This window comes from Mesorhizobium sp. M7A.F.Ca.CA.004.04.2.1 (assembly GCF_004022825.1).
Classification (GTDB): Bacteria; Pseudomonadota; Alphaproteobacteria; order Rhizobiales; family Rhizobiaceae; genus Mesorhizobium.
The window spans coordinates 1-4,747 of the sequence record NZ_RZPH01000433.1; the positions used below are offsets into that span (position 1 = coordinate 1).

The 4,747-nt window shown below is 62.1% G+C and carries 4 protein-coding genes; 3 read left to right on the forward strand and 1 reads right to left on the reverse strand.

Annotated features, from left to right (window positions below; all coding sequences use genetic code 11):
- A partial coding sequence (locus EN893_RS19320; protein WP_164900957.1) for a ribonuclease E/G occupies positions 1-2,308 on the reverse strand: 2,308 nt, incomplete at its 3' end.
- A 652-nt stretch (positions 2,309-2,960) separates the two neighbouring features.
- On the opposite strand from EN893_RS19320, the gene EN893_RS19325 reads away from it, so the two are divergent.
- The 3 genes from EN893_RS19325 to EN893_RS19335 all read left to right on the forward strand — a co-directional run.
- Positions 2,961-4,223, forward strand: a complete 1,263-nt coding sequence (locus tag EN893_RS19325; RefSeq protein WP_127269499.1) for an N-acetylmuramoyl-L-alanine amidase — start codon at positions 2,961-2,963, stop codon at positions 4,221-4,223.
- A gap of 1 nt (position 4,224) precedes the next feature.
- Positions 4,225-4,407, forward strand: coding sequence for a hypothetical protein (locus EN893_RS19330; RefSeq protein WP_127272598.1), 183 nt, complete (start codon positions 4,225-4,227; stop codon positions 4,405-4,407).
- 30 nt (positions 4,408-4,437) lie between these two features.
- Positions 4,438-4,747, forward strand: a 310-nt coding sequence (locus EN893_RS19335; protein ID WP_206640138.1) for a transglycosylase domain-containing protein, incomplete at its 3' end; no start/stop codon positions are given.

Consider the following 4,747-nt stretch of genomic DNA (forward strand, 5'->3'; position numbering starts at 1 on the left):
CACCGGCCGGAGCCGAGACGGAAGCACCGTCCGCAGGGGCGCCATGTTCGCGATCGCGATCCTTGCCGCCGCGCCGGCGCCGACGCTTGCGGCGCTTGCGGTCGCGGCCTTCGCCTTCTTCGCCACCGGCAGCGGGCCGGGGCTGTTGTTGCTGAGGCTGCTGGCGTGGCTGTTCGGCCTGCACCGGTGCTTCATCGTCTTCCTCGACGACGACAATCTCGTCCTCGGGCTCTTCCAACTCGACATAGGCCGGGAAGCTGCGCGCCTCGACGAAGCCTTCCGGCTTTTCAGCCAGCGCGCCACGGAAGATCGCATAGTGTTGCGAACCCACCGAATCGTCGGCCTCGACGGTGATCGTCAGCCCGAAGCGGCTTTCGAGTTCGACCAGCGTGCCGCGCTTGTGGTTGAGCACATAGAGTGCGGTCGCCGCCGGCGTCCGCACCGTGATGTGGCTGCGCGAATCCTTGAGCAGGAATTCCTCGATCGCCCGCACCACCATCAGCGCGACCGACGAATCGGAGCGTACATGGCCGGTGCCGCCGCAATGCGGGCAGGGCTTCATGGTCGATTCCAGCACGCTGGCGCGGATGCGCTGGCGGGACATCTCCATCAGGCCGAAATGCGAGATACGGCCGACCTGGATGCGCGCACGATCGTTCTTGAGGTGATCCTTCAACCGCTTCTCGACGGAGCGGTTGTTGCGGTTCTCCTCCATGTCGATGAAGTCGATGACGATCAGGCCGGCGAGATCGCGCAGCCTGAGCTGACGCGCGACTTCCTCGGCCGCTTCCAGATTGGTGTGGAGCGCGGTGTCCTCGATCGAGTGCTCCTTGGTGGAGCGGCCCGAATTCACATCGATGGCAACCAGCGCCTCGGTCTGGTTGATGATGATGTAGCCGCCGCTCTTCAGCGTCACCTGCGGCTGCAGCATGCGGTCAAGCTGTGCCTCGATGCCGTTGCGCACGAAGATCGGCGTCGTGTCGCGGAACGGCTGAACCACCTTGGCGTGGCTCGGCATCAGCATGCGCATGAAGTCCTTGGCCTCGCGATAGCCTTCCTCGCCGGAGACAAGAATCTCGTCGATATCCTTGTTGTAGAGGTCGCGCACCGAGCGCTTGATCAGGCTGCCTTCCTCGTAGACCAGGGCAGGGGCCGTGGACTGCAAGGTGAGATTGCGGACATTTTCCCAAAGCCGCATCAGATATTCGTAATCGCGCTTGATCTCGGCCTTGGTGCGGCTCTCGCCGGCGGTGCGCAGGATCACGCCCATGCCCTGCGGCACTTCGAGATCGGCAACGACCTCCTTCAGCCGCTTGCGGTCGACCGCGCTGGTGATCTTGCGCGAAATGCCGCCGCCACGCGCCGTGTTCGGCATCAGCACCGAATAGCGGCCGGCAAGCGACAGATAGGTGGTCAGTGCCGCACCCTTGTTGCCGCGCTCTTCCTTGACGACCTGCACCAAGAGGATCTGCCGGCGCTTGATCACTTCCTGGATCTTGTACTGGCGGCGCACCGGCTTGCGGCGGTTGCGCACTTCTTCCAGCGCGTCCTCGGCGCCGACTGATTCGACCTCGTGATCGTCCGGATGCGAGGACTGCACTTCTTCCAGCATGCCGCGATCATTGTCTCCGGAGGTCGCCTCGCTGCCTTGTTCGGCCTGCGGAACGGCTTCGGAAATCACATCGGCCTCGACCGAGGCGGCGATCGACGTCGGGCCGCCTTCGCGGGTTTCGCCTTCGTCCTGCTCGGCGGAATCCTCGCCATGTTCGGACGCATCGGCATGTTCGGACGCATCGGCCGCATGTTCGATGATCTCGGACGTGTGCGAGATCTCCTCGAAACCAGCGTCGGCGCCCTCTTCCGCCTCGTCGGCAGTGTCGCTTGCCTCGCTGGAATCGGCAGCATCACGCTTGTGCTCGCCCCGGTCGCGGGGCTTGCCGCCGCGCCTGCGGCCGCGCCGTCCGCGATCGCGGCTCTGGCGATCATCGCCGTCGCCGTCCTCGTTCTCTTCGTCCTCAGCCTCCTGCGCTTCCGCGCGCAGCAGTGCCTGACGATCGGCGACCGGAATCTGGTAATAGTCGGGGTGAATTTCACTGAAGGCGAGAAAACCGTGACGGTTGCCGCCATATTCGACAAAGGCTGCCTGAAGGGAGGGCTCTACGCGCGTTACGCGGGCTAGGTAGATGTTTCCTTTGAGCTGCTTCTTGTCCTGGGATTCAAAGTCGAATTCTTCAATACGGTTACCGCGTATGACGACAACGCGTGTTTCCTCCGGGTGGGAGGCGTCTATCAGCATTTTGTTGGGCATTATTTCGTTTCCCCCCGGCAGCCGTCAGCCGCAGCTTGCGAGGCAAAGCCTGCTGCTGCGTGTCTGGAGTGTGGGTGCCGGATATTTGAACGTCCGTCAGCCGCCGCTTGAGCGCCATGGCGGTGCCGCCCGCAGCCATAATGGCGCGGTTTGATGCGGACCTTTCCATGATTGCGCTTGAAGCCATCGTCACCAACAGAACCTTTTGAACCAAAGCCCGGATGAACCGGACCAGCTTGTTTGCTCCTACAGAGCCGGCACGGGAACAAACCCGGCCGTTTTCCTCACGCAGGCGATTCCCCCGCCACGGGAGCACGCCTGCGAAATTCGTCGCGATCACCTGAACCCTTTTCGCCTGAAGCGAAAGGAGCCGCCTTTACGTCTGACCCTGTAGCAAGAAGCTGCGGAGGAGGGCGGTTCCAGGATTGCAGTGATCCACCATCGCTTTTATGATTTGGCGGGGTGGAAGGCAACCCCGATTTCCGATGCCGGCAAAAAGCCGTTCCGTAGCGTAAGCCAGCTTGCCGCCCTTGCATGAAAAGGCTTGGTTAACCTTCTCTGGATACCAATCGTTAATCGAGTTCGCGGCCTAACCGGCATTTCGACGAAACGACCGGCGCCGGGCGCCAAACCGGGAGCGACTGGAAGAGAGATGGGATTGGCGGACTTCACAGACAAGGGATGTCGTGTCTGCGGCCGGATCCTGGCCGCTTTCTGCCTCTTGCTGCTGCTGGCGGTCTCATCTGCCTTGTCCTCAAAAGCCAATGCCGCCGACGCTCCGCTCGTGGCAAAAGGTTACAAGATGGCCGGCGATGCCACCAAGATGCGCATCGTCATGGACTTCGATCGCGAACCCGATATCAAATGGTTCCTGCTGCGCGGTCCCAACCGTCTTGTCATCGATCTCGCGAATACGAGATTCGCCGTTGATGCCAAGGATTTGAAGGCGCGGGGCCTGGTCAAGGGCGTGCGTCTGGGCGCGCTTAGCGAGGGCGTTTCGCGGCTGATCCTCACCGGCAAGGGTCCCTTTGCCGTCGACAAGCTCGACGTGCTCAAGAACGAGGACGGAACCGGCTACCGCATTGCCATCGACATGTCGGCGGCATCCGAGCGCGAGTTCGATGTGGCGCTGGCCAATCAGGCGCTGACCACCGGATCGACCGTTTCGACCGACAAGGGAGGGCGGGTCGGCACCGGACCGGTTTCCAATCCGGGTCATCGGTTCACCGTCGTCATCGATCCCGGCCATGGCGGCATCGACGGCGGTGCCGAGGGCCTGAACGGCACCATCGAGAAGAATGTCACGCTGGCCTTCGCCACGGAGCTGCGCGACAAACTCGCAGCCGTTGGCAATTATGATGTGTTCATGACGCGCGACACAGACGAATTCCTGCGTCTTGATGACCGCGTGCGCATCGCCCGTCAGCATGAGGCCGACCTGCTTATTTCGATCCATGCCGACACGATCAGCGTCAAGGGCATTCGCGGCGCCACCGTCTACACCGTCTCCGACAAGGCTTCGGACCCCGAGGCGCAGGCGCTTGCCGACCGAGAAAACCTCTCCGATCAGTTCGCCGGCATGGAAATCAAGAACGACAACAAGGAAGTCACCGACATCCTGATCGACCTGATCCGCCGCGAAACGCACAATTTCTCGATGAGTTTCGCCCACACGCTGGTTGGCCAGTTGTCGACCAGCGTCGGCCTCATCAACAATCCGCAGCGTTCGGCGGGCTTCAAGGTGCTCAAGGCACCCGACGTGCCGTCGGTGCTGGTCGAACTCGGTTATCTCTCGAACGCCAAGGACGAGGCGCAGTTGCTCAACGCCGACTGGCGCGGCAAGGCGGCCCAGAGTATAACCAACGCCGTCGCGCTGTTCGCGTCGGCCAAGGCCGGACCGGGAACCGGAGGTTGACATGACCGGCGGCGCCTGCAACCAGAGGCGGCGTTGCGCGACGACAACACCCAATGCTTTTTATTTCCTGCTCGCGACCGCGAAATCAGGCATTGCCGTATTTTGTCCACATGGCGGCGACAAGGGTTTTCGATTACGGATTGGGACCGGCTCGAAAGCTTGCGCGAAAGGCGGCTTCGTTTAGGAAATTCCCGAACCAAGGACTGGAGCGGGTATGATTCGTCTCATTGGCTATTTTTTCGGCATCGGCACGACGCTGGCCCTTTTGGTCGCGGCGGGCGTTGCGATCTACATCGGCCATTTGTCGAAAGATCTGCCCGACTACGAGGTGCTGGCCAAATACGAGCCGCCGGTGACCACCCGCATCCATGCGTCGGACGGCGCGCTGATGGCCGAATACGCGCGCGAACGGCGCCTGTATTTGCCGATCCAGGCCATACCGGACCGCGTCAAGGCGGCCTTCCTGTCGGCCGAAGACAAGAATTTCTACAATCACCCAGGCATCGATGTGACCGGCCTCGGCC